The following is a 21,841-nucleotide window of genomic DNA, read 5'->3' as shown; positions in this document are numbered from 1 at the left end:
CCTGCGCCTCAGCCGGTCGGGTTGTGGCGGATCAGCGACTCCACCAGGCCCGACCGGGTCGCCGGATAGTCCAGCGGGACGATCCCGAGGCCGGTCCAGCCCGATGCCTCGGCCCCGTCGAGGAACGCGTGCACCTGCGGGTTGAGGCGGTCGGAGTTCCAGCGCGGGGGCAGCAGGGCGGCGGTGCTCACGTAGTTCATGAACAGCTTGCCCGGCTGCTGCGCCGCCTTGCGGAACTGCGCCTCGATCTGGGGGTACTTGGCGAACGGCTCCGCCATGTAGTCGTCCTGGATGTCGAAGAGCGCGGAATCGGCGTACCGGACGCCCGGGAGCCCGCCGTTGTCGGCGAGCAGCACGACCTTGCCGCGCGCGCCGCCGAGGTCCGGGAGCGTGGGGTCGAGGTGGAGGAGTGAGCGCCAGCCCTTGCCGTCGAGGTAGAGGTCGAAGATACGCCGGAACGCGGCGTCGCTCTCCTCCGAGTACTCCTGCTTGACCCGCATCAGCACCGTCTCCGACGGCCGCCGGGCGAGGAAGTCCCGGCAGGCGCCCAGGACGTCGTCGAAGTTGAGGTTCTGGTAGGAGGCCCCGTGATGGATCGCGTAGGCGTCGCCGCTGATCCGGCAGCGTATGTCGAGAAAGCGGATGCCGCTGTCGAGCTGCTCGGCGATCGTGGTGTTCTGACATGCCGTCCAGAGGCCTCCGTGACGCGCACCCGAGTTGTGCGTTCCCGGGATCGTGAGGCCGCGCAGCGGAGTGCCGTCCTGGAGCGCGCCCATCCAGTCCTGGGTGCCGCGCAGCGAACGCGGCGCGGCACTCGCCGTCCCCGGTACGGCACTCAGCAGTGCGCCCGCGGTGAGGCCCGCCGCTCCTGTCAGAAATCGCCGACGGTCCATACCGCGGCTGCCGTTGTCGCTTCGCTCGGTCGCGCCCAGGGTCACTATGAACCGCATTATGGCGCGTACAGAACAACCAGGGAATGGCGCACCCCACGGGGCCCTTCTCCCGTGGGACCCGGACTACGCGGTCTTCGCCCCGCCCTGTTCCGCCTTGCGCAGGCGTGCGGTCATCCGCGACCCGGACTCGCGGCGGGCGGCCCGTCGCAGGAGGGGGACCGCGAGGAGGAAGCCGAGGACCGCCCAGGCGGTCAGCACCAGGGCGACCATGGGCAGCTCCCAGGAGCCCGCCGGTTCGGCGGCCCGGGCGGAATCCGGCAGCAGCGCCGAACGCAGCCCCTGCGCCATCCACTTCAGCGGGAAGACGGAGGCCACCTGCTGGACCGGGACGGGCAGCACGGTGATGGGGAACACCGCTCCTGAGGTGATGAGCAGCCCCATCGTGGGCAGCATGATCAACGCCAGCGCCTCACGCGGGTTGGGCAGTACGGCGCCGATGGCCGCGCCCAGCGGTACGACGGCCAGCAGCCCGAGGGTGGTGACCCACGCCAGCGTCAGCCAGTCACCGGGTCCGGGCGGCAGCGGCCCGTCCGCGATCAGCGCCGTTGCCGCCAGGAGCAGGACCAGGGAGCCGACCGCCATGACGACCACCAGCAGGCACTTGGCGATGAGATAGGCCGGTATCCCGCCGGGTGTGGCACGCAGCCGCAGCAGGGCGCCCTCCTCCCGCTCGGTCACGAGCATCTGCGGAAGGCTGATCAGCCCGACCTGGAACAGCAGATAGGCGGCGAAGCCCGCGATCACGAGGTGGGACATCGGTGTCTGCGTGCCGGGCACGTCGTCGCTCATGTAGACGGCGACCAGCAACGCGACGACGACGTTGCTCAGATGGCCCGACAGCTCCTTGGGATTGCGCAGGAGGTGCCGCAGCTCGATGCCGCCCCGGAGGAAGCCGGGACGCCAGTAGGTGCGGGTGGGGCGAGACCCCTTCATCCCTTCCGTCACTCCGGCCCCGTCCGTCTTCTCGGTCACGTCTGTTCCCTTCATACGGCCTGCCCCTCCCCTTCCGCGGCCCCGTCCGCGCCGCCGTCCTCCCGATGCACCATGTGCAGATACGTGTCCTCCAGCGTCGGGCGGCGGACCTCCAGTCCGGCGATCGGGCCGTCCGCCTCCTGGTGGAGTTCCCAGACCAGCCGTGACGGGTCCTCGGTGCGTTCCCGGTGGGCCGTCCCGTCGTCGGCCGTCCAGCGGACCTCGGCCTGCGCGGCGGCCCGCCGGGCCAGGTCCGACGGGGTGCCACAGGCCCGGATCCGGCCGCCGACCAGCATGGCGATCCGGTCGGCGAGCCGCTCGGCCTCCACCAGGTCGTGCGTGGTGAGCAGGACGGTGACGCCCTCGTCACGGGCCAGCCGTTCGACCAGGAGATGGAACTCGTGCCTGGCCTCCGGGTCGAACCCGGTCGTCGGCTCGTCCAGGAAGAGGAGTTCGGGGCGGCCGACGATGCCGAGCGCGACGTCCAGCCGTCGGCGCTGACCACCGGACAGCCGGTCCACCTGCCGGCCGGCCTGGCCGGTGAGGCCGACCAGGTCCAGCAGCCCGGCCGGGTCGCGCGGGTCGGGGTAGTACGTCGCGAAGTGCGTCAGCAGTTCGGCGACGCGCCAGCGGCGGTGGTCCCGCCAGGACTGCAGGACCAGTCCGATCCGGGCCCGCCAGGCGTCGTCGCCCTTCTCCGGATCCGCTCCGAGGACGCTGACCTCCCCGGCGGAGCGCTGCCGGAAGCCCTCCAGGATCTCGACAGTGGTGGTCTTGCCCGCACCGTTGGGCCCGAGCAGCGCGAAGACCTCGCCGCGGTGGATGTCCAGATCGATGCCGTGCAGCACGTCGACGTCGCCGTACGACATGCGCACCTCGCGTGCCCGGATGACGGGTGGGGTCGTGGTGGGCGGTGCCGGGCGTACGGGTGTGCTCTTGACCGTCGTCATCGTCCTGCCTCCGCGTGCTGCTCCTGCCGTGATTCCGCCCGGGTCGCGGACGCCTCGGGACTGCCGTCCGCCGCCCGGCCCGCCCGCACCCCCACGGACCCGGCGCCGTCGACGATCGCCCGGAGCGCCGCCACGTGCCCGTCGAAGGCGGTGCGGCCTCGGTCCGTCAGCCGTACCTTCGTACGCCGCTTACGGCCCCCGCCCTCCTTGTGGATCTCCAGGTACCCGGCCTCCTCCAGGGTGTGGAGCTGTTTGGAGAGCGCGGAGTCGCTGAGCGAGAGGCTGTCGCGGACGAACGCGAAGTCCGCCCACTCGGTGGCGGCGAGCAACGCGACCACCGACAGCCGGGTGGCGGGATGGATCAACTCGTCGAAGCCGGTGGGGATACTCATCGGCCCGCCCGTCCGCCGAGGCGCGCAGAGTCGGCCATCCAGCGGCGCGCGGGCCCGGCGAACAGCAGGAACACGGCCGTCGAGACCGTGGCCTGGATCAGAGCGGCGGTCATCGGTTCCAGCGAGTCGACCAGGCGACCGGCCAGCAGCGTCGTCCCGCCGGTCATCACCGCCCCCATGACGAACGTGGCCGACATGCGCCGGTTGCAGCGGGAGTGGTGCAGGCGCATGCGGCTCCTGCGGCCCCAGATCACGGCCACCGCGACCAGCAGCGCCACGTACACGACGAGGGACGACACGACGCCCCACATGGACAGGTCCAGACCCTGGCCCGCCAGGAAGACCCACATGACCGCGGCCGTCGCGTAGGCCGCGCCGGGGCCGCCGGACGCGCTGCGCTCGATCTCGTCGTACACCCGCTCCTGCGGCACCCGGATGCGCTGCAGGTCGTTCCATGCCTGTTCGGCATCGACCGGTGTGCTCACAGTCGTCGCCTCCCCTCACGAGTCAGGACCACCCCGCGCGGCGGTCAGCCGCGCGCTTCACTTTCCTACCCGGAAAGCTACCTTTGACTTTCCTGATGGGCAAGTGAAAACGCTGCGAGCCGGAGTGTCAGAGGCGACCCGTAGGTTCGTGCGATGAGTTCCTCACTGAGCGTCTACCTGCTTGACGTGGCACGTACGCGCGCCCTGATCGGATCCGGCGACGACCAGTTGCTGGAGGTGATGCGCGCCGAGTTCGGGGACGACATGGCCCGTGACGACGACTACCACCGCAGCTCGATCGAGACGGGTGCCCCCACTTCGGACGAGGCGCTGCGTGCGGTCATCCACGGAGGACCCTTCGACGACGACCAGAACCACGCCTTCCAGTACGGCTACGCCTACAAGCGGCTGTGCTCGCTCACCGGCAGGTTCCTGCCCAACGACTGCTTCACGCCGCACAGGGGCGACTGGCTGTCCGTCGTCGACCAGGGCCTGGCGGCCGTGGGGATCACCGCCGTGTCCGTGGACGCCTTCAGTGACGGCCCGCTGCCCGCCCCGCTTCCGTACACCGGCTACACACCGGGCTGCGACGAATGGACACCTGATCGCATAGCGCAGGCGCTCCGGCAGTTCGGGGACGCCCGGCGCGCCGCCGAGGAGTCGGGGCAGACCCCGCAGCCGGAGCCCCACGTCAAGGAGGCCGTCGAGCAGTGTCTGGACTGGATGCGCTACGCCGTGGCCCGGCCGGGCCACGGCGTCATCGGCTTCCGCTCCTGAACCAGGAAGGGCGCAACGAGTCCGTTGCGCCCCTTCCGGTCACCGTACGAGCGTGATCCGGTCCGTGGCCGGCGGGGCCAGCGGTGCGGAGGCCGTGGAGTGCGCCGCCAGGTAGGCGTTGAACAGGTCCAGGTCGGAAGCGCCGACCAGCTTGTTCGTGCCCTGCCCGAGGGCCGCGAAGCCGTCGCCGCCGCCCGCGAGGAACTCGTTCATCGCGACGCGGTACGTCTTCGCCGGGTCGATCGCCTCACCGTTCAGACGGACCGTGTCCGCGACCACCCGGCCGGCGCCCGACTTCGTCATGTCCAGCGTGTAGGTGAGGCCCTTCGACACCTGGAGGATCTTCGGGGACGCCTCGTTGGAGCCGCTGACCTGCTGCTGGAGCGCGGTCACGAGCTGCGCGCCGGTGAGGTCGACGACGTTCATCATGTTGGTGAACGGCTGGACGGTGAACGCCTCGCCGTACGTCACCACCCCGTCGCCCTCACCGCCGGACGCCGAGTACACCAGGTCGGAACGGATACCGCCCGGGTTCATGAACGCGACGACCGCACCACCCTTGTCAGCGGGGGCAAGACCCTCCAGCTGGGCGTCCGCGATCAGGTTGCCGAGCGGCTTCTCGGGGGCCGTGGAGCCGCGGCCGTCGATATCGGCGGAGATGTAGCCCTGCGGCCGGCCCGCGATCGGGGCGGCCAGCGTGTTCCAGCGGGTGATCAGCGCGGTCATGTCGGTGGCCTTGGCCTGGTCCCGGCTGACGACGTGGTTGGCCGACTCCACCGACGTACGCACGATGTCCTTGGTGCGGCGGTCGTAGGTGAGGGTCGTGTCCGTGTAGACCTTGCCGAACGACGACGCCGAGGTGACCATGCGCGGGCTGCCCGACGGGTCCGGGACCGTGCAGACGTACGCCTGGTGGGTGTGGCCCGTGACCAGGGCGTCGACCTTCGGCGTGATGCCCTTGGCGATGTCGGTGATCGGCCCGGAGATGCCGTCACCGGCGCCCGGGCTGTCGCAGTCGTAGTTGTACGAGGAGGAGGCCGGGGCCCCGCCCTCGTGGATCAGCGCGACGATGGACTTGACGCCCTGGCGGTCCAGTTCCTTGGCGTACTTGTTGACCGTCTCGATCTCGTCGTGGAACTCCAGGCCCTTGACGCCGTTGGCCGTGACGATGTTCGGCGTGCCCTCCAGGGTGACCCCGATGAAGCCGATCCTGACGCCGTTCTTCTTCCAGACCGTGTACGGCTTGAGGACCGGCTTGCCGGTCTTCTCGTCCGTGACGTTGGCGGCCAGGTAGGGGAAGTCGGCCCCCTCGAACTCCTTGCCCTTCTCGTAACAGCCCTCGACCGGGTGGCAGCCGCCGTTCTGCAGACGGGCGAGCTCGGTGGCGCCCTCGTCGAACTCGTGGTTGCCCACGGCCGTCACGTCGAGGTCGAGCCCGTTGAGCGCCTCGATCGTGGGCTCGTCGTGGAAAAGCCCCGAGAGCAGCGGGCTCGCTCCCACCATGTCGCCGCCGGCCGCGGTGACGGAGTACGGGTTGCCCTTCCGTGCGGTGCGCAGCGAGGTGGCGAGGTACTCGACGCCTCCGGCCGGCACCGACTTCACCGTGCCGTCGGCCTGCGTCTCACTGACCGTGCCGGCGGAACCGGCCGGGGGCTCCAGGTTGCCGTGCAGGTCGTTGAAGGAGAGCAGCTGCACGTCGACGGTGCGGGACCGAGGACCGTGCCCCCGGTCGTCGGCTCCGGCCGGCATCGCGGCGACGAGCGCGCCGACGGTGACCAGCCCGGCCGTGGCGGCGAGCAGCCGCCGTGACACACGGTTCTTCTGTGGAGTGGCTGACATCGGTCCCCTTCGAGGTCTCTGGATCCTGCGTGCCGCAGCCTAGGGTCAACGCGCGTAGCGCGACAGATATCCGGGGTTACGAACTGGTTGCCGCCCTCTCAGGAAGGGGCCGATCACCCGTAGGGCGTACATATCCGAGCAGAAACGTCACCGCGCGCATATGTGCCGGAAGTATGCACCTCATGGACAACGAACTGACGACCGAGACAGTGGTACCGGCTCAGCGCGGAGCCGAACTGCCCCCGGGTTTTCACGAGATGATCGACGATCTGAAGTCGATCGTGCGGGGTGCGCACGTGCGCGCACAGCTCAAGGTGAACACCGAGATGCTCCGGATGTACTGGGAGATCGGGCGGACGATCCTGGAGCGGCAGGGCGAGGAGAAGTGGGGGACGAAGGTCGTCGGCCGGATCGCCACGGAGCTGCGGACCGAGTTCCCCGACCAGCGGGGGTTCAGCCGACCAACGTCCACTACATGCAGCAGATGGCCCGGACGTGGCCCGATCCAATTGTCCAACAGGCTGTTGGACAATTGCCCTGGGGCCACGTCGTCACCCTCATGAGCCAGTGCAAGACCCGCTTCGAGCTGGACTTCTACGCCCAGCACGCCGTCCACCACGGCTGGTCCCGCGACCGTCTCACGACCCACATCCGCAGCGAGCTGCACCTGGCCCAGGGCGCGGCCGCCGACAACTTCGGCGTCACCATCCCGGAGGAGTCGGAGGCCGCGGCACAGATCTTCAAGGACCCGTACCGCCTCGACTTCACCCAGCTCTCGGACAGCGCCGCCGAGCGCGACCTCGAGGACGCGCTCACCAACAAGATCATCCAGTTCCTCACCGAGCTCGGCTTCGGATTCGCCTTCGTGGGCCGCCAGTACCCCATCACCGTGGGCGACACCGAGTTCCGCATCGACCTGCTCTTCTACCACTTCAGGCTCCACCGCTTCGTCGTGGTCGAGCTGAAGACCACCAAGGCCCAGCCCTCGCACCTCGGACAGCTCAGCTTCTACGTCACCGCGGTGGACCGTCTCCTCCGCGACCCGGAGCGGGACGACCGGACGCTCGGCATCCTCATCGCGGAAAGCCAGGACGAGACCACCGTCGAATTCGCCCTCCAGTCGCAGAGCCAGCCCCTCGCGGTCAGCACGTACGCGGCCCTGCCCTCACGCGTCCGGGAGCTGATGCCCACCTCGGACGACCTCGCGCGCATCGCTCGTGACGTCCTGCACCGCGAGGGCTGACAGGAACCCCGGCCTCCGGTCGCGCTCCCGCCGCCCCGCCCCCGCGCCGTAGGCTCGTACCCATGACGACTGACGTACCCCTCCCCTCCCCCGGGCGCGAGATCGAGACCCTCGACGTGCTCACCGCCGAGCAGGCCCAGGCGGTGTCCGCCCTCCTCGACGAGGCCGCGGAGACCGACGGCCGGCAGGCGGTCTCGGAGCAGGGACGGCTCCAGCTCAGGGGCGGGCACCGTGAGGGCGTCCGGCATCTCCTGCTCACCGTCGACGGCGTACTCGTCGGATACGCACAGCTGGAGGACACCGACCCCGTCGAGGCTCCCGCCGCCGAGCTGGTCGTGGCCCCCTCGCACCGGGGCCGTGGGCACGGCCGGGCCCTGGGTGCCGCGCTGCTCGCCGTCACCGGGAAGCGGCTGCGGGTCTGGGCGCACGGCGGCAAGTCGGCCGCCCGGCACCTCGCGCAGGTGCTCGGCCTCTCCCTCTTCCGCGAACTGCGCCAGCTGCGCCGCCCCTTGACCGACCTGGACATCGCCGAGCCGGTCTTCCCGCCCGGCGTCACCGTCCGCACCTTCGTACCGGGCCAGGACGACGCGGCCTGGCTGGCCGTCAACAGCGCCGCGTTCTCCCACCACCCCGAGCAGGGCTCCCTCACCCAGCGGGACCTGGACGACCGCAAGGCCGAGCCCTGGTTCGACCCGGAGGGCTTCTTCCTGGCCGAGCGCGACGGCGGGATCATCGGCTTCCACTGGACGAAGGTGCACGCCGAGGAGGAGCTCGGCGAGGTCTACGTCGTCGGCATCCGGCCGGACGCCCAGGGCGGCGGCCTCGGCAAGGCGCTCACCGCGACCGGCCTCCGCTATCTGGCCTCGCGGGGCCTGCCGACGGCGATGCTCTACGTGGACGCCGACAACCCCGCGGCCCTGTCGGTGTACGAGCGGATGGGCTTCGCCACGCACGAGGTCGACCTGATGTACCGCACGGAGTCCTGAACGCGCACAACCCCCGCAGGGGCGGCGTCACTTGACGCCGCCCCTTCCTTCCGCCACCCTTTCACTACTCAATTAGTGAAAGGGTGGTGAACATGGCAGAGTCCGCAGCGGTCGAATACCGCATCGACCGGCGCAGCGGCGTCGCCACCTACCTCCAGATCGTGCAGCAGACCAAGCAGGCACTCCGCCTCGGTGTGCTGGAGCCGGGCGACCGGCTGCCCACGGCCCGCGAGGTCGTCGAGGCCACGGCGATCAATCCCAACACCGTCCTCAAGGCCTACCGCGAACTGGAACGCGAAGGCCTCGTCGAGGCCCGCCGCGGCCTCGGCACCTTCGTCCGCCGGACCCTCGGTAGCGCGGCCGTCACCACCGACGCGCCCCTGCGCGCCGAGCTCGCCGAGTGGACCCGCAGGGCCCGCGCCGCCGGACTCGACAGGGACGACGTGAGCGCGCTCTTCACCGACGTACTGGACAGCACATTCAAGGGGGACACGGACAGATGACAGGCGCCGCGATCGAGGCGAACGGCCTCGGCATGACCTACGGGCGAAAGCGCGGACGGGCCCTGCGCGACTGCTCGTTCCGGCTGCCCGCCGGACGGATCTGTGCCCTCGTCGGCCCGAACGGCGCCGGGAAGTCCACCCTGCTCTCCCTCGCCGCCGGACTGCTCCGGCCCGCCGAGGGGTCGGTGCGTGTGCTCGGCTCCACCCCGGCCAAGGCCCGGCCCCGCATCGCGTACGTCTCGCAGGACAAACCCCTGTATCCACAACTCACCGTGGCCGACACCCTGTGGGCGGGGGCCGAACTCAACCCCGGCACCTGGGACCGCGAGGCCGCCGACCGGGTCGCCGGACCGCTCCCGCAGGACGCCAAGGTGCGCACCCTGTCGGGGGGCCAGCGCACCCGCCTCGCCCTCGCGCTCGCCCTGGGCAAACGGCCCGAACTCATGCTGCTGGACGAACCGATGGCCGACCTCGACCCTCTCGCCCGCCATCAGCTCATGGGCACGCTGATGGCCGAGGCCGCCGACCACGGCACCACCATCGTCATGTCGTCGCACATCCTCACCGAGCTGGAAGGCGCCTGCGACTACCTCCTGTTCGTCGACGGCGGCCGGGTCCGGCTCTGCGGCGAGAGCGAGGACATCGTGGCCGCGCACTCCGTGCTCACCGGCCGAACCCGCGACCTCGCCCCGCACACCGTCGTGGAGTCGCGCACGACCGGCCGTCAGCTCACCGCGCTCGTACGGAGGGAAGGCCCGGTGGACCGCACCGCCTGGGACGTCACGGAACCCTCCCTGGAGGAGCTGCTGCTGGCCCACCTCCGCTCACCGGAGGCCCCACCGCTGCTCACCCCGAGCGCGCTCGCCCGCGCGGAGGTGGCCGCGATATGAGCACCCTCACCGCACTGCGCGGGCCCGCCCGCGTCGTCGTACGCCAGCACCGGTGGACGCTGTGGATCGCGGGCGGAGTCTTCCTGGCCGGTGTGATCACCCTGATCGTGACCACCCTGTGGTCGGGCCACGTCGCCGACGCCTTCGAGTCAGGCCCCTGCTCCGCCGAGGAGGTTCCGGGCCGCAGTTGCGACAGAATCGTCGGCGAGTACTCGGACACCATGTTCGACCTCCGCCGGGTGTTCGAGAACGCCGCTCTGGCACTGACAGCCCTGCCCGTGTTCTTCAGCGCCTTCGTCGCCGGACCCATGATTGCCAGGGAACTGGAGAGCGGCACCTTCAAGGTCGCCTGGACGCAGTCCGTCCCGCCCGCCCGCTGGCTCGCCGCCAAGCTCGCGGTGCCCGCCGCGCTGATGCTGGCCGGCGTGGCCGTCCTGACCGCCGTGATCGCTTGGGCGCGGCCCCGCACGGACAGGCCCTACCCCCTCCAATGGCACGACGCCTCGATCTTCAGCGCTTCAGGAACCGTCCCCCTCGCCCACACCTTCTTCGCGATGTCCGTAGGCGCGCTCATCGGCCTGCTGGCCCGCCGCACCCTCGTCGCGCTGTCCGTCTCCGCGCTCGTCACCGGCGGGACCATGATGGTCTTCCGCTACTGGCGCGGCGAGCTGTGGCCACCGCGCACGCTCACCGGCCCGACCCTGAACGCGGAAGAGGGCATGTGGTGGGTGGAGTCGGGTGACCTCACCAGCAGCGGCGTGCGACTACCGCACGACGTGTGCAACACCGTGGTGTCCTGCATGGCCGACCACGACATCACCGCCCACTACCTCGACTACCACCCCGCCTCCCATTTCTGGCCCGTCCAGCTCGTCGAGACCGGCATCCTGCTCGCCCTCGCCGCCCTGGCCCTGACGCTCGCCTTCCGCGTCCTGCGCCGCCGCACCGCCTGAGACCACCCCTGTCCGGGCCCCGGGGGGAGCCCGGGCAGGGGCACCGCCTACGGTGAAACAGGGACGCCCCCGCAGTCACACCGCTTCCTGTACGTCATGTCACCGTTACCGGCCATTCAGACGGGCTTGCGACCCTCACGGGATGCAGCCAGCTGTGCCCACCCCCCGCGACGGGCGCGGCCCCGCTCCGGGGACCGCTTCCGCTTCTTCCGCGATCTTTATGGGCTCCGACGCGCCTCAGGAGCCGATAGCGCGGAAGAATAGGTCCATGAGCCAGCAGCCCAGCTCCGACGTCCCGGTCCAGCCCGTCCAGCCGTCGGTCGGCTCCCTCGCCGCCCACCGGCCGCACGCCGTCGCGGGCTCGGTACCCGCAGGTCTGTCCACAGCCGCCGACCTGGACCACGACCTGGACAGCGACCCGGACGCCTACGAGCCCGGCCCCGACAGCGACGAACTGCCGCAGGGCCGCTTCCTCGACCGGGAGCGCAGCTGGCTCGCGTTCAACGAACGCGTCCTCGAACTCGCGGAGGACCCCGCCACACCGCTACTCGAACGGGCTAATTTCCTCGCGATCTTCGCCTCGAACCTGGACGAGTTCTTCATGGTCCGGGTCGCCGGACTCAAGCGCCGCATCGCGACCGGTGTCGCCACCCGGTCCGCGTCCGGACTGCAGCCCCGTGAGGTCCTCGACCTGATCTGGACCCGCAGCCGCGAGCTCATGGCCCGGCACGCCGCCTGTTACCAGCAGGACATCTCGCCCGCCCTGTCCGACGAGGGCATCCAGCTGGTCCGCTGGCCCGAACTGACCGAGAAGGAACAGGCCCGCCTGTTCACCTTCTTCCGGCAGCGGGTGTTCCCCGTGCTGACCCCGCTGGCCGTCGACCCCGCGCACCCGTTCCCGTACATCTCCGGGCTGTCGCTGAACCTCGCCGTCGTCGTCCGCAACCCGGTCAGCGGCCACCGGCACTTCGCCCGCGTCAAGGTGCCGCCGCTGCTCACCCGCTTCCTGGAGGCGTCCCCGCAGCGTTACGTCCCGATAGAGGACATCATCGCGGCCCACCTCGAAGAGCTCTTCCCGGGCATGGAGGTCCTCGCCCACCACATGTTCCGGGTCACCAGGAACGAGGACCTGGAGGTCGAGGAGGACGACGCGGAGAACCTGCTGAAGGCCCTGGAGAAGGAGCTCATGCGGCGCCGCTTCGGCCCGCCGGTCCGCCTGGAGGTCGAGGAGTCCATCGACCCCTACGTCCTGGACCTGCTCGTCCGCGAGCTGAAGATCTCCGAGACCGAGCTCTACCCGCTGCCCGGGCCGCTCGACCTCACCGGGCTGTTCGGCATCGCCTCACTGGACCGGCCCGAGCTGAAGTACCCCAAGTTCATCGCCGGCACCCACCGCGATCTCGCCGAGGTCGAGTCCGCCTCCGCGCCCGACATCTTCGCGGCCCTGCGCGAGCGCGACGTACTGCTGCACCACCCGTACGACTCCTTCTCCACCTCCGTCCAGGCCTTCCTGGAGCAGGCGGCGGGCGACCCGGACGTCCTCGCGATCAAGCAGACCCTGTACCGGACCTCCGGTGACTCCCCGATAGTGGACGCCCTGATCGACGCCGCCGAGTCCGGCAAGCAGGTCCTCGTCCTCGTCGAGATCAAGGCACGCTTCGACGAGCAGGCGAACATCAAGTGGGCCCGCAAGCTGGAGGAGTCCGGCTGCCACGTCGTCTACGGCCTCGTCGGCCTCAAGACCCACTGCAAGCTGTCGCTGGTCGTCCGGCAGGAGGGCGACACCCTCCGCCGCTACTCCCACGTCGGCACCGGAAACTACCACCCCAAGACGGCCCGGCTCTACGAGGACCTCGGCCTGCTGACCGCCGACCCGCAGGTCGGGGCGGACCTCTCCGACCTCTTCAACCGGCTGTCCGGCTACTCCCGCCGCGAGACCTACCGCCGGCTGCTGGTCGCCCCGAAGTCCCTGCGCGACGGGCTGATCGCCCGCATCAACAAAGAGGTCACCCACCACCGAGCCGGCCGCCCCGCCTACGTACGCATCAAGGTCAACTCGATGGTCGACGAAGCGGTCATCGACGCCTGCTACCTGGCGGGACAGGCCGGAGTGCCGGTCGACATCTGGGTGCGCGGCATCTGCGCGATACGCCCCGGCGTCACCGGTCTCTCCGAGAACATCCGGGTCCGCTCGATACTGGGGCGCTTCCTCGAACACTCCCGGCTCTTCGCCTTCGGCAACGGCGGCGAACCCGAAGTGTGGTTCGGCAGCGCCGACATGATGCACCGTAACCTCGACCGACGGATCGAAGCACTGGTCCGCGTCACCGACCCCGCGCATCGCGCCGCCCTCAGCAGGCTCCTGGAAACAGGCATGTCCGACACCACCACCTCCTGGCACCTGGGTCCCGACGGAAACTGGACCCGGCATTCCACGGACTCGGACGGGCAGCCGCTGCGGCACGTGCAAGAGATGCTCATTGACGCCCGGAGGCGCCGGCGTGCGACGCCCTGACCATCAGACGACGACCCTTTCCGCGGAAGCGGTCCTCGCGCCCTACCTGCGCGAACAGGCCGCCTGCTTCCTACGGGGCCTGCGGCTGCACCGCGAGCACAGCGCCCCCGCGGACGCCGGCACGCAGAGCGCCGACGAGGCCGCCCGCGCGCTCCGCCACGCGGCCCGCCGGATCAGCGGCACCCTGCACACCTTCCGGGGCGCGCTCGACCCGGCCTGGTCCGACCAGCTCCGTACGGAACTGGCCTGGCTCTCCGGCACCCTGGCCCGCGAACACGCGTACGCCACCCGGCTCGGCCGGCTCCTGGAGGCGCTGCACCAGCTCTCCGGCGCCGCCCTCCCGGCCGCCCGGCCCGCCCCGGCGGACGACCCGGACGGGAGCGACAAGGAGCGGGCGGCACTCGGCGTCGGCGCGGCCCGGGCCGGAGCCCTCCTGGAACGCCGGCTGACCCTCGCCCGGACCCGCGCCCACTCGGCGGCCCTCCAGGCACTGGGTTCCTCCCGCTTCCACGCCGTCGCCGACGCCGTCGCGCTGCTCGCCTCGGAGGTCCCGCTGGCCCCCTCGGCGGCGGAGCCGGTCGACAGCGTCCTGTACGACCCGGCCGAGCTCGCCGAGCAGCGGATGCTGGACGCCGTGGCCGCGCTCCCGCCCGACGAGGCGGTGGAACCGTACAACGAGGCCCACGACGCCCTCTGGCAGCAGGCCCGCCTGCTGCTCCGGCTGCACCGGTACGCCCACGAGATGCTGCGGGGCGCACCCGACCCGGCCCTGGCCGGCGCCGGCCACGCGCTGGACCTCCACCGGGACGCTGCGGAGGCCGCCGCCGCGGCGGCAGCGGCGGCGCGCACCCCGCGCATCGCCCCCGCGACGGCGTACGCCCTCGGGGTGCTCCACGCCGACCAGCGGCACGAGGTGGAAGCGGCGCGTGGCGTGTTCCGGGAGACCTGGCCGTACGCGGCGGCCGTGACGGCGCCATGAGCGACCTCGTCCTGGCGGCGGGCTGCGTGCTCTGGCGCCGGTCCGCGGCCGGCGCCCTGGAGGTCTGTCTCGTCCACCGGCCGCGCTACGACGACTGGTCCTTCCCCAAGGGCAAGCTGAAGCGCGGCGAGACGGCCCTGGCGGCCGCCCTGCGCGAGGTCCTGGAGGAGACGGGCCACCACTGTGCGCCGGGCGTCGCCCTGCCGACCGCCCTGTACACGGCGAACGGGCGTCCGAAAGAGGTCAGCTACTGGGCGGCCGAGGCGACGGACGGCACGTTCGTCGCCAACGACGAGGTAGACCGGCTGGCGTGGCTCTCCCCGGAGGACGCCCGGGCCCGCCTGAGCCGCCCCGGCGACCGCGTCCAGCTGGACGCCTTCCTGGAGACCCTCCCCGCGAGCGGCCGACGCCGCTGAGCACCGGGCAGCCGAAGGTCCGTCCTCCAGCCCGCGGGGACGGACCTCCGCCCCGCCGTGCCGCGACACGGAACCAGCCCGCCCGACACGGTTCACCTGCCGTTCACTCTGCCCCGTAGGCGGCTTCACCTGTTCTGCCTAATTTCGGACGTACACGGTGCACGGCACCAAGCCGAGGCACCAATCCTCATCGCACGCCGCCACGCCCCACCAGCCGCGGCGGCTCCTGGAAGGAACACCCCGAAAGTGAAGCTTCAGCGCAAGAACCGGCTTCGTGCCACCGCGCTCGGTGCCCTCGCCGTCTCCGGCGCCCTGGTCCTCACGGCGTGCGGTTCGGACGACAACACCGGCACCGAGGCGGAGGGCGGCAAGACCAGCGCCGCCGCGTCGAACATCGACTGCGAAGGCGCCGAGGGCCAGCTGCGCGCATCCGGGTCGAGTGCCCAGAAGAACGCGATGGACCTCTGGATCAAGAACTACATGGCCGCCTGCACCGGCGTGGAGATCAACTACAGCTCCTCCTCCTCCGGTGAGGGCATCGTCGCGTTCAACCAGGGCACCGTCGGCTTCGCCGGCTCGGACTCGGCCCTGAAGCCCGAAGAGGTCGCCGCCTCGAAGAAGATCTGCAAGACGGGTCAGGGCATCAACCTCCCGATGGTCGGCGGCCCGATCGCGGTCGGCTTCCACCTCGATGGCGTCGACAAGCTGACGCTGGACGCCTCCACGCTCGCCAAGATCTTCGACTCGAAGATCAAGAAGTGGGACGACCCGGCGATCGCCGCGCTCAACGAGGGCGTCAAGCTCCCGAGCAAGGACATCCTGGCCTTCCACCGCTCCGAGGACTCCGGCACCACGCAGAACCTCGGCAAGTACCTGAACGCCGCGGCCCCGAGCGACTGGAAGTACGAGGCCGAGAAGAAGTGGCCGGCCCCCGGTGGCCAGGCCGCGTCCGGTTCCGCCGGTGTCGCCAGCCAGGTGAAGGCCGCCGACGGCTCCATCGGTTACTTCGAGCTGTCGTACGCCAAGTCGCAGAGCATCACCACCGTCGACATCAACACCGGTGGCGCCGCCCCGGTCGAGGCCACCTCGGAGAACGCCTCCAAGGCCATCGCCGCCGCCAAGATCAAGGGCACCGGCAAGGACCTGGCGCTCGACGTCGACTACACCACCAAGGCCGAGGGCGCCTACCCGCTGGTCCTGGTGACGTACGAGGTCGTCTGTGACACCGGCAACAAGGCCGAGACCCTCCCCACGGTCAAGTCCTTCCTGAACTACGCCGCTTCCGCGGACGGCCAGAAGATCCTGACCGACGCCGGCTACGCCCCGATCCCCGAGGCGATCAACGCCAAGGTCCGCGAGACCGTCGCCGGCCTGAAGTAACCGACCCCGCACGACACGCACGCGTAGGCGGGCCGGTCCGGCGCATCTCTCCGGACCGGCCCCCCACCGCCCGACCATCCGGTGCACCGCCGCCAGGGGAGCCAGCCGCTCCCCCACACAGACCGGAAAGACCATGGCTTCCACAACACCGCTCGACATCCCACCGGCTCCGCCGGAAACACGTAGCCGCCCCAAATCCACCGGGCGCGCAGGCGACAAGATCTTCTTGGGCCTCTCGCGCGGCTCGGGCATTCTGCTGCTCGTGGTCATGGCGTCGATCGCCGTGTTCCTCAGCTACCGCGCCTACCTCGCGATATCGCAGAACGAGGGCAACTTCCTCACCACCTCCGACTGGAACCCGGCCGGTGACCCGCCGGTCTTCGGCATCGCGGTCCTGCTCTTCGGCACCGTCGTCAGCTCGATCATCGCGATGGTCATCGCGGTTCCGATCGCTGTCGGCATCGCCCTCTTCATCTCGCACTACGCGCCGCGCAAGCTGGCCGCCCCCCTCGCCTACGTGATCGACCTGCTCGCCGCGGTGCCCAGCATCGTCTACGGCATCTGGGGCGCTCTCGTCCTCGTCCCGTACCTGCAGGGCCTGAACCTCTGGCTCGACCAGTTCTTCGGCTGGACGTACGTCTTCGACCAGACCGAGATCGGCATCCCCCGGTCGCTCTTCACCGTCGGCATCCTGCTCGCGATCATGATCCTGCCGATCGTGACCAGCGTCAGCCGCGAGGTCTTCCTCCAGGTCCCGAAGATGAACGAGGAAGCGGCGCTCGCCCTCGGCGCCACCCGCTGGGAGGTCATCCGCCTCTCGGTCCTGCCGTTCGGCCGCTCCGGCGTCATCTCTGCCTCGATGCTCGGCCTGGGCCGTGCGCTCGGCGAGACGATGGCCGTCGCCACGGTCCTGTCGCCGAGCTTCCTCATCTCGCTGCACGTGCTCAACCCCGGCGGCGGGACCTTCGCACAGAACATCGCCGCCAAGTTCGGCGAGGCCGACGAGTTCGTCGGGCGTGACGCCCTGATCGCGTCGGGCCTCGTCCTCTTCGTCCTCACCCTGCTGGTCAACGGCGCGGCCCGGCTCATCATCGCCCGCCGCAAGGAGTACTCGGGGGCCAACGCATGAGCAACGTCACCACCACCGACATCCAGGACAACCGTCCACGGATCTCGCCGGAACCCGGTAAGACCCTCAGCAGCCGCAGCCTCCCCCGCTGGGCCCCGCTCGGCTTCGCCGCCTTGGCGATCGTGCTCGGCGTGGGAGTCTCCCTCGCGGCGGGATGGCACAGCCGCGTGCAGTGGGGCCTGATCTCCGCCCTGTTCTTCCTGGCCATCTCGTACATCGTGACGACCAAGATCGAGAACCAGCGCCAGGCCAAGGACCGCCTCGCCACCAGCATCGTCTGGGTCTGCTTCCTCATCGCCGTCGTCCCGCTCGCCTCGCTGCTGTGGACCACGATCAGCCGCGGCATCGAGCGCCTCGACGGCTACTTCCTCACCCACTCGATGGCCGGCGTCCTCGGCCACGAGAACAGCGGCGGTGTCTACCACGCGCTGATCGGCACCCTGGAGCAGGTCGGGATCGCCACGGTGATCTCCGCCCCGCTGGGCCTGCTGACCGCGGTCTACCTGGTGGAGTACGGCAAGGGCTCGCTCGCCAAGGCCGTCACCTTCTTCGTCGACGTCATGACCGGCATCCCGTCCATCGTCGCCGGCCTGTTCATCCTGTCGATCATGCTGATGGTGGAGCTGGAGCCGTCCGGCCTCATGGGCGCGCTCGCCCTCACCATCCTGATGATCCCCGTCGTGGTCCGCTCCACCGAGGAGATGCTCAAGCTCGTCCCCAACGAGCTCCGCGAGGCCTCCCTCGCACTCGGCATCCCGAAGTGGCGCACCATCCTGAAGGTGGTCCTCCCCACCGCGATCGGCGGCATCACGACGGGCGTCATGCTCGCCATCGCCCGTATCGCCGGTGAGACCGCGCCGATCATGCTGCTGGTCTTCGGCAGCCAGCTGATCAACAGCAACCCCTTCGAAGGCGCCCAGTCCTCGCTGCCGTTCTACATCTACGAGCAGTACAAGGTCGGTGAGGCCGCGTCCTTCGACCGCGCCTGGGCAGCGGCACTGGTGCTGATCGCCTTCGTCATGATCCTCAATCTGGTGGCCCGCGGCATCGCCCGCTGGAAGGCCCCGAAGACCGGCCGCTGAGGCCACGCAGAAAGCAGTTGATTTCACATGGCCAAGCGCATCGACATCGGCGGCCTCAACGCCTACTACGGCTCCCACAAGGCCATCGAGGACATCTCGATGACGGTGGAGCCCCGCTCCGTGACCGCCTTCATCGGCCCGTCCGGCTGCGGTAAGTCCACTTTCCTGCGCACCCTGAACCGCATGCACGAGGTCACCCCCGGTGGCCGCGTCGAGGGCAAGGTGCTGCTGGACGACGAGGACCTGTACGGTCCCGGCGTGGACCCCGTCACCGTGCGCCGCACGGTCGGCATGGTCTTCCAGCGTCCGAACCCCTTCCCGACGATGTCGATCTTCGACAACGTCGCGGCGGGCCTGCGGCTGAACGGCTCGTACCGCAAGAGCGAGCTGTCGGACGTCGTCGAGAAGTCCCTCAAGGGCGCCAACCTCTGGAACGAGGTCAAGGACCGCCTGAACAAGCCGGGCTCCGGTCTCTCCGGTGGTCAGCAGCAGCGCCTGTGCATCGCCCGCGCGATCGCGGTCGAGCCGGACGTGCTGCTGATGGACGAGCCGTGCTCGGCGCTCGACCCGATCTCGACCCTCGCGATCGAGGACCTGGTCGGTGAGCTGAAGCAGCGCTTCACGATCGTCATCGTGACGCACAACATGCAGCAGGCGGCACGCGTCTCCGACCGTACGGCCTTCTTCAACCTCTCGGCGGTCGGCAAGCCCGGCCAGCTCATCGAGATCGACGAGACGGAGCGGATCTTCTCCAACCCGTCCGTCCAGGCGACCGAGGACTACATCTCGGGCCGCTTCGGATAAACAGTCACAGACGGCCTTGGGGTGCTGCATGGCGGTGCCACCACAAGGCGAAGGGTCCGCCCCCGCTCTCCATCGGAGAGCAGGGGCGGACCCATTACTTCATCGCTTCGGGGTTTCGGTACTGCGGTCGGGACGCGAACCGGACTCAGCCGAACAGCAGGACGACGATCCCGTAACTGAGTGCGGCCACCAGAGCCGCGGCCGGCATCGTGATGAACCAGCCCAGAATGATGTTCTTGGCCACGCCCCAGCGGACCGCGTTGACCCGCTTCGTCGCGCCGACACCCATGATCGCCGAGGTGATCACATGAGTCGTGGAGATCGGAGCGTGGAACAGGAACGCCGAACCGAACATGATCGACGCGCCGGTCGTCTCCGCGGCGAAACCCTGCGGCGGGTCCAGCTCGATGATCTTCCGGCCGAGCGTCCGCATGATGCGCCAGCCGCCCGCGTAGGTACCGAGCGACAGCATCGCCGCACAGGCGATCTTCACCCAGACCGGGATCTCGTCGTTCGGACCCTCGACATCGGCGATGACCAGGGCCATCACCACGATGCCCATCGTCTTCTGCGCGTCCTGCAGACCGTGACCGAGTGCCATGCCCGCCGCCGAGACCGTCTGCGCGATGCGGAAACCGCGCTTGGCCTTGTGCGGGTTGGTCTTCCGGAATATCCACATGATCCCGACCATCACCAGATAGCCGGCGACCAGGCCGATGATCGGGGACAGGAACATCGGGATGACGATCTTGGACAGCACCCCGTCCCAGTGCACCATCGTCCCGCCGGCCAGCGCCGCGCCGACCATGCCGCCGAAGAGGGCGTGCGAGGACGAGGACGGAAGGCCGTAGTACCAGGTGACGAGGTTCCAGATGATCGCGCCGACCAGCGCCGCGAAGAGGATTCCCATCCCCTTCTGGCCCTCGGGTGTGGCGATCAGCCCTTCACTGACGGTCTTGGCGACCCCCTGGCCCAGGAAGGCGCCCGCGAGGTTCATCACCGCCGCCATCGCCAGAGCCGCACGCGGGGTCAGCGCCCGGGTGGAGACCGAGGTGGCGATGGCGTTCGCCGAGTCGTGGAAGCCGTTCGTATACGTGAAGCCGAGCGCGACACCGATGGTCACGATCAGCGCAAAGGTGTCCACGAGGTTCAGGACTCCTTGACCGCAATGGTCTCCACCGTGTTGGCGACGTGCTCGAACGCATCGGCCGCCTCTTCCAGCACGTCCACGATCTGCTTGAGCTTCAGCACGTCCATGGCGTCGTACTTGCCGTTGAAGAGATGAGCCAGCAGCTTGCGGTGGATCTGGTCGGCCTGGTTCTCCAGGCGGTTGACCTCGATCCAGTACTCGGTGAGGTTGTCCATCGTCCGCAGACTCGGCATGGCCTCGGCGGTCAGTTCCGCCGCTCTGGCCAGGACCTCGATCTGCTGCTCGACACCCTTCGGGAGCTCGTCGATCTGGTACAGCACGACCAGGTCGACGGCCTCCTCCATGAAGTCCATGATGTCGTCGAGCTGCGAGGCGAGGTTGTAGATGTCCTCGCGGTCGAACGGCGTGATGAAGGAGGAGTTCAGCTGGTGGAAGATCGCGTGGGTGGCATCGTCCCCCGCGTGCTCCGCTGCCCGCATACGCTCCGCGATCTCGACTCGGGAGGCAGAATCCGCCCCGAGCAGTTCCATCAGGAGCTTCGAGCCCGTGACGATGTTGTCCGCGGATGCGGAGAACATGTCGTAGAAGCTCGTCTCCCTGGGGGTCAGACGAAAGCGCACGTGGGGTCCTCGGGGTGCTTTGGATTCGGTCAGGCTGATGCTAGGCGCATCATCCGGCCACGGCTAACCGGCATTCTTCAGTGTCGCGCATCGGGCACAGTGATCAGCACGGCCCCCCGGTCACGTTTCGGATGGATTCGGTACGATATACCCGGCAGGGGTATACAGGCACCACGGAGCGGCACCTGCACCGCAGGCCAAGAGGACAACGGGAGGACCCCATGACCACCACCGAGTCCGCCGGGACAGCCGGCACGGAAGCGGTCGTCACCGACCACGACCGCGGTATTCACGGGTATCACCACCAGAAGGAGGAGCACCTCAAGCGCCTGCGCCGCATCGAGGGCCAGATCCGCGGCCTCCAGAGGATGGTGGACGAGGACGTCTACTGCATCGACATACTCACCCAGGTCTCGGCCTCCACCAAGGCCCTGCAGTCCTTCGCGCTCCAGCTGCTGGAGGAGCATTTGCGCCACTGCGTCGCGGATGCCGCCCTCAAGGGCGGCGACGAGATCGACGCGAAGGTCGAGGAAGCCACCAAGGCGATCGCACGTCTCCTCCGCACCTGAGGGCAGCGCGGCGACGGGCAGGGGGGGTTCATCCCCGGGGGCGCCCCTGCCGGGGAATCTTCGGCGGCGGGGTGGCCGGATTTCGCCGTACGTCGAGCACCTCGTCGATCCGGTCGGGGCTGAGCCGGTCCTCGCGGGCGCCCGCTGCCGCGATCATGAGCTCACCGCACAGTTCGATCTCGGCGAGGGCCACACAGTCCTGAGCGTTCGGAGCGCTGAGCGTCACCACCTGCGTCACCTCTCTCTGCCGTCGC

The 21,841-nt window shown here is 69.6% G+C and carries 23 protein-coding genes and 1 pseudogene; 15 read left to right on the top strand and 9 right to left on the bottom strand.

What is annotated here, in order from left to right:
- Positions 1-8: 8 nt before the first annotated feature.
- The 5 genes from ABT001_RS29090 to ABT001_RS29070 all read right to left on the bottom strand — a co-directional run bounded on the left by ABT001_RS29090 (position 9) and on the right by ABT001_RS29070 (position 3,752).
- Positions 9-893 (bottom strand): phosphatidylinositol-specific phospholipase C, encoded by an 885-nt coding sequence (locus ABT001_RS29090; protein ID WP_351283517.1) that lies wholly within the window; start codon positions 891-893, stop codon positions 9-11.
- Positions 894-1,016: 123 nt separating this feature from the next.
- On the bottom strand, positions 1,017-1,886 hold the full coding sequence (locus tag ABT001_RS29085; protein ID WP_351283515.1) for an ABC transporter permease: 870 nt from the start codon (positions 1,884-1,886) through the stop codon (positions 1,017-1,019).
- Positions 1,887-1,936: 50 nt separating this feature from the next.
- Positions 1,937-2,875, bottom strand: coding sequence for an ABC transporter ATP-binding protein (locus ABT001_RS29080; protein WP_351283490.1), 939 nt, complete (start codon positions 2,873-2,875; stop codon positions 1,937-1,939).
- Entirely contained in the window at positions 2,872-3,267 is a 396-nt protein-coding gene (locus tag ABT001_RS29075; RefSeq protein ID WP_351283487.1) for a transcriptional regulator, read from the bottom strand. The genes ABT001_RS29080 and ABT001_RS29075 overlap by 4 nt, the downstream gene beginning before the upstream one ends.
- Positions 3,264-3,752, bottom strand: coding sequence for a hypothetical protein (locus ABT001_RS29070; RefSeq protein ID WP_351283484.1), 489 nt, complete (start codon positions 3,750-3,752; stop codon positions 3,264-3,266). The genes ABT001_RS29075 and ABT001_RS29070 overlap by 4 nt, the downstream gene beginning before the upstream one ends.
- A gap of 153 nt (positions 3,753-3,905) precedes the next feature.
- Here ABT001_RS29070 and ABT001_RS29065 point away from each other — a divergent pair, with 153 nt between their 5' ends.
- The gene (locus tag ABT001_RS29065) at positions 3,906-4,529 is read left to right on the top strand and encodes a DUF7691 family protein (protein ID WP_351283481.1); all 624 of its coding nucleotides are present in this window, start codon (positions 3,906-3,908) and stop codon (positions 4,527-4,529) included.
- Between the two features lie 39 nt (positions 4,530-4,568).
- On the opposite strand, the gene ABT001_RS29060 is transcribed toward ABT001_RS29065, so the two are convergent.
- The gene (locus ABT001_RS29060; protein WP_351283479.1) at positions 4,569-6,368 is read right to left on the bottom strand and encodes a bifunctional metallophosphatase/5'-nucleotidase; all 1,800 of its coding nucleotides are present in this window, start codon (positions 6,366-6,368) and stop codon (positions 4,569-4,571) included.
- A 173-nt stretch (positions 6,369-6,541) separates the two neighbouring features.
- Between ABT001_RS29060 and ABT001_RS29055 the strand changes: the two are divergent.
- The 13 genes and pseudogenes from ABT001_RS29055 to pstB form a co-directional block, all read left to right on the top strand.
- Positions 6,542-6,975: pseudogene (locus tag ABT001_RS29055) on the top strand (DUF1016 N-terminal domain-containing protein); the annotation flags it as partial.
- Complete coding sequence (locus tag ABT001_RS29050; RefSeq protein ID WP_351283512.1) at positions 6,955-7,611, top strand: PDDEXK nuclease domain-containing protein; 657 nt, start codon at positions 6,955-6,957, stop codon at positions 7,609-7,611. The pseudogene ABT001_RS29055 and the gene ABT001_RS29050, both read left to right, overlap by 21 nt.
- A gap of 62 nt (positions 7,612-7,673) precedes the next feature.
- The gene (mshD, locus tag ABT001_RS29045; RefSeq protein WP_351283477.1) at positions 7,674-8,597 is read left to right on the top strand and encodes a mycothiol synthase; all 924 of its coding nucleotides are present in this window, start codon (positions 7,674-7,676) and stop codon (positions 8,595-8,597) included.
- Between the two features lie 92 nt (positions 8,598-8,689).
- Positions 8,690-9,100: a GntR family transcriptional regulator gene (locus ABT001_RS29040; RefSeq protein WP_351283475.1), complete on the top strand. Its 411-nt coding sequence runs from the start codon at positions 8,690-8,692 to the stop codon at positions 9,098-9,100.
- Positions 9,097-9,990 carry an ABC transporter ATP-binding protein gene (locus tag ABT001_RS29035; protein WP_351283472.1) on the top strand — a complete coding sequence of 298 codons (894 nt, stop codon included), beginning with the start codon at positions 9,097-9,099 and terminating at the stop codon, positions 9,988-9,990. The genes ABT001_RS29040 and ABT001_RS29035 overlap by 4 nt, the downstream gene beginning before the upstream one ends.
- A complete protein-coding gene (locus ABT001_RS29030) occupies positions 9,987-10,943 on the top strand; it encodes an ABC-2 membrane transporter-related protein (RefSeq protein ID WP_351283470.1) in 957 nt (318 codons plus the stop codon). The genes ABT001_RS29035 and ABT001_RS29030 overlap by 4 nt, the downstream gene beginning before the upstream one ends.
- Before the next feature lie 268 nt (positions 10,944-11,211).
- Positions 11,212-13,458, top strand: a complete 2,247-nt coding sequence (locus ABT001_RS29025) for an RNA degradosome polyphosphate kinase (protein WP_351283468.1) — start codon at positions 11,212-11,214, stop codon at positions 13,456-13,458.
- Entirely contained in the window at positions 13,445-14,437 is a 993-nt protein-coding gene (locus ABT001_RS29020; protein WP_351283465.1) for a CHAD domain-containing protein, read from the top strand. Before ABT001_RS29025 ends, ABT001_RS29020 begins: the two co-directional genes overlap by 14 nt.
- Positions 14,434-14,853 carry an NUDIX hydrolase gene (locus ABT001_RS29015; protein ID WP_351283463.1) on the top strand — a complete coding sequence of 140 codons (420 nt, stop codon included), beginning with the start codon at positions 14,434-14,436 and terminating at the stop codon, positions 14,851-14,853. Before ABT001_RS29020 ends, ABT001_RS29015 begins: the two co-directional genes overlap by 4 nt.
- 246 nt (positions 14,854-15,099) lie before the next feature.
- Positions 15,100-16,233, top strand: coding sequence for a phosphate ABC transporter substrate-binding protein PstS (pstS, locus tag ABT001_RS29010; protein ID WP_351283460.1), 1,134 nt, complete (start codon positions 15,100-15,102; stop codon positions 16,231-16,233).
- A gap of 133 nt (positions 16,234-16,366) precedes the next feature.
- Positions 16,367-17,362 carry a phosphate ABC transporter permease subunit PstC gene (gene pstC / locus ABT001_RS29005; protein WP_351283458.1) on the top strand — a complete coding sequence of 332 codons (996 nt, stop codon included), beginning with the start codon at positions 16,367-16,369 and terminating at the stop codon, positions 17,360-17,362.
- On the top strand, positions 17,359-18,444 hold the full coding sequence (gene pstA, locus ABT001_RS29000) for a phosphate ABC transporter permease PstA (RefSeq protein WP_351283455.1): 1,086 nt from the start codon (positions 17,359-17,361) through the stop codon (positions 18,442-18,444). Before pstC ends, pstA begins: the two co-directional genes overlap by 4 nt.
- A 27-nt stretch (positions 18,445-18,471) precedes the next feature.
- Entirely contained in the window at positions 18,472-19,248 is a 777-nt protein-coding gene (pstB, locus tag ABT001_RS28995; protein ID WP_351283453.1) for a phosphate ABC transporter ATP-binding protein PstB, read from the top strand.
- 145 nt (positions 19,249-19,393) lie between these two features.
- On the opposite strand, the gene ABT001_RS28990 is transcribed toward pstB, so the two are convergent.
- Both ABT001_RS28990 and ABT001_RS28985 read right to left on the bottom strand, forming a co-directional pair.
- On the bottom strand, positions 19,394-20,392 hold the full coding sequence (locus ABT001_RS28990) for an inorganic phosphate transporter (protein WP_351283450.1): 999 nt from the start codon (positions 20,390-20,392) through the stop codon (positions 19,394-19,396).
- Between the two features lie 5 nt (positions 20,393-20,397).
- On the bottom strand, positions 20,398-21,018 hold the full coding sequence (locus ABT001_RS28985; RefSeq protein ID WP_351283447.1) for a DUF47 domain-containing protein: 621 nt from the start codon (positions 21,016-21,018) through the stop codon (positions 20,398-20,400).
- Positions 21,019-21,239: 221 nt separating this feature from the next.
- Between ABT001_RS28985 and ABT001_RS28980 the strand changes: the two genes are divergently transcribed.
- Complete coding sequence (locus ABT001_RS28980; RefSeq protein WP_351283445.1) at positions 21,240-21,587, top strand: metal-sensitive transcriptional regulator; 348 nt, start codon at positions 21,240-21,242, stop codon at positions 21,585-21,587.
- Positions 21,588-21,615: 28 nt separating this feature from the next.
- On the opposite strand, the gene ABT001_RS28975 is transcribed toward ABT001_RS28980, so the two are convergent.
- Positions 21,616-21,825, bottom strand: a complete 210-nt coding sequence (locus ABT001_RS28975) for a hypothetical protein (RefSeq protein ID WP_351283443.1) — start codon at positions 21,823-21,825, stop codon at positions 21,616-21,618.
- Between the last annotated feature and the right edge of the window lie 16 nt (positions 21,826-21,841).

The sequence above is a fragment of the Streptomyces sp. NPDC002793 genome (genome assembly GCF_040295485.1).
GTDB lineage: Bacteria > Actinomycetota > Actinomycetes > Streptomycetales > Streptomycetaceae > Streptomyces.
The sequence above is the reverse complement of the archived record's forward strand: the minus strand, read 5'-3'. Positions and strand labels throughout refer to the sequence as shown.

Coding starts and splice junctions, on each gene's coding strand:
- ABT001_RS29015 (WP_351283463.1), top strand. CDS start 14,434: ATGAGCGACCTCGTCCTGGCGGCGGGCTGCGTGCTCTGGCGCCGGTCC.
- pstC (WP_351283458.1), top strand. CDS start 16,367: ATGGCTTCCACAACACCGCTCGACATCCCACCGGCTCCGCCGGAAACA.
- ABT001_RS28980 (WP_351283445.1), top strand. CDS start 21,240: ATGACCACCACCGAGTCCGCCGGGACAGCCGGCACGGAAGCGGTCGTC.
- ABT001_RS29040 (WP_351283475.1), top strand. CDS start 8,690: ATGGCAGAGTCCGCAGCGGTCGAATACCGCATCGACCGGCGCAGCGGC.
- ABT001_RS29085 (WP_351283515.1), bottom strand. CDS start 1,886: ATGAAGGGGTCTCGCCCCACCCGCACCTACTGGCGTCCCGGCTTCCTC.
- ABT001_RS29060 (WP_351283479.1), bottom strand. CDS start 6,368: ATGTCAGCCACTCCACAGAAGAACCGTGTGTCACGGCGGCTGCTCGCC.
- ABT001_RS29080 (WP_351283490.1), bottom strand. CDS start 2,875: ATGACGACGGTCAAGAGCACACCCGTACGCCCGGCACCGCCCACCACG.
- ABT001_RS29025 (WP_351283468.1), top strand. CDS start 11,212: ATGAGCCAGCAGCCCAGCTCCGACGTCCCGGTCCAGCCCGTCCAGCCG.
- ABT001_RS29075 (WP_351283487.1), bottom strand. CDS start 3,267: ATGAGTATCCCCACCGGCTTCGACGAGTTGATCCATCCCGCCACCCGG.
- pstB (WP_351283453.1), top strand. CDS start 18,472: ATGGCCAAGCGCATCGACATCGGCGGCCTCAACGCCTACTACGGCTCC.
- pstA (WP_351283455.1), top strand. CDS start 17,359: ATGAGCAACGTCACCACCACCGACATCCAGGACAACCGTCCACGGATC.
- ABT001_RS29065 (WP_351283481.1), top strand. CDS start 3,906: ATGAGTTCCTCACTGAGCGTCTACCTGCTTGACGTGGCACGTACGCGC.
- ABT001_RS29035 (WP_351283472.1), top strand. CDS start 9,097: ATGACAGGCGCCGCGATCGAGGCGAACGGCCTCGGCATGACCTACGGG.
- ABT001_RS29030 (WP_351283470.1), top strand. CDS start 9,987: ATGAGCACCCTCACCGCACTGCGCGGGCCCGCCCGCGTCGTCGTACGC.
- ABT001_RS29090 (WP_351283517.1), bottom strand. CDS start 893: ATGGACCGTCGGCGATTTCTGACAGGAGCGGCGGGCCTCACCGCGGGC.
- mshD (WP_351283477.1), top strand. CDS start 7,674: ATGACGACTGACGTACCCCTCCCCTCCCCCGGGCGCGAGATCGAGACC.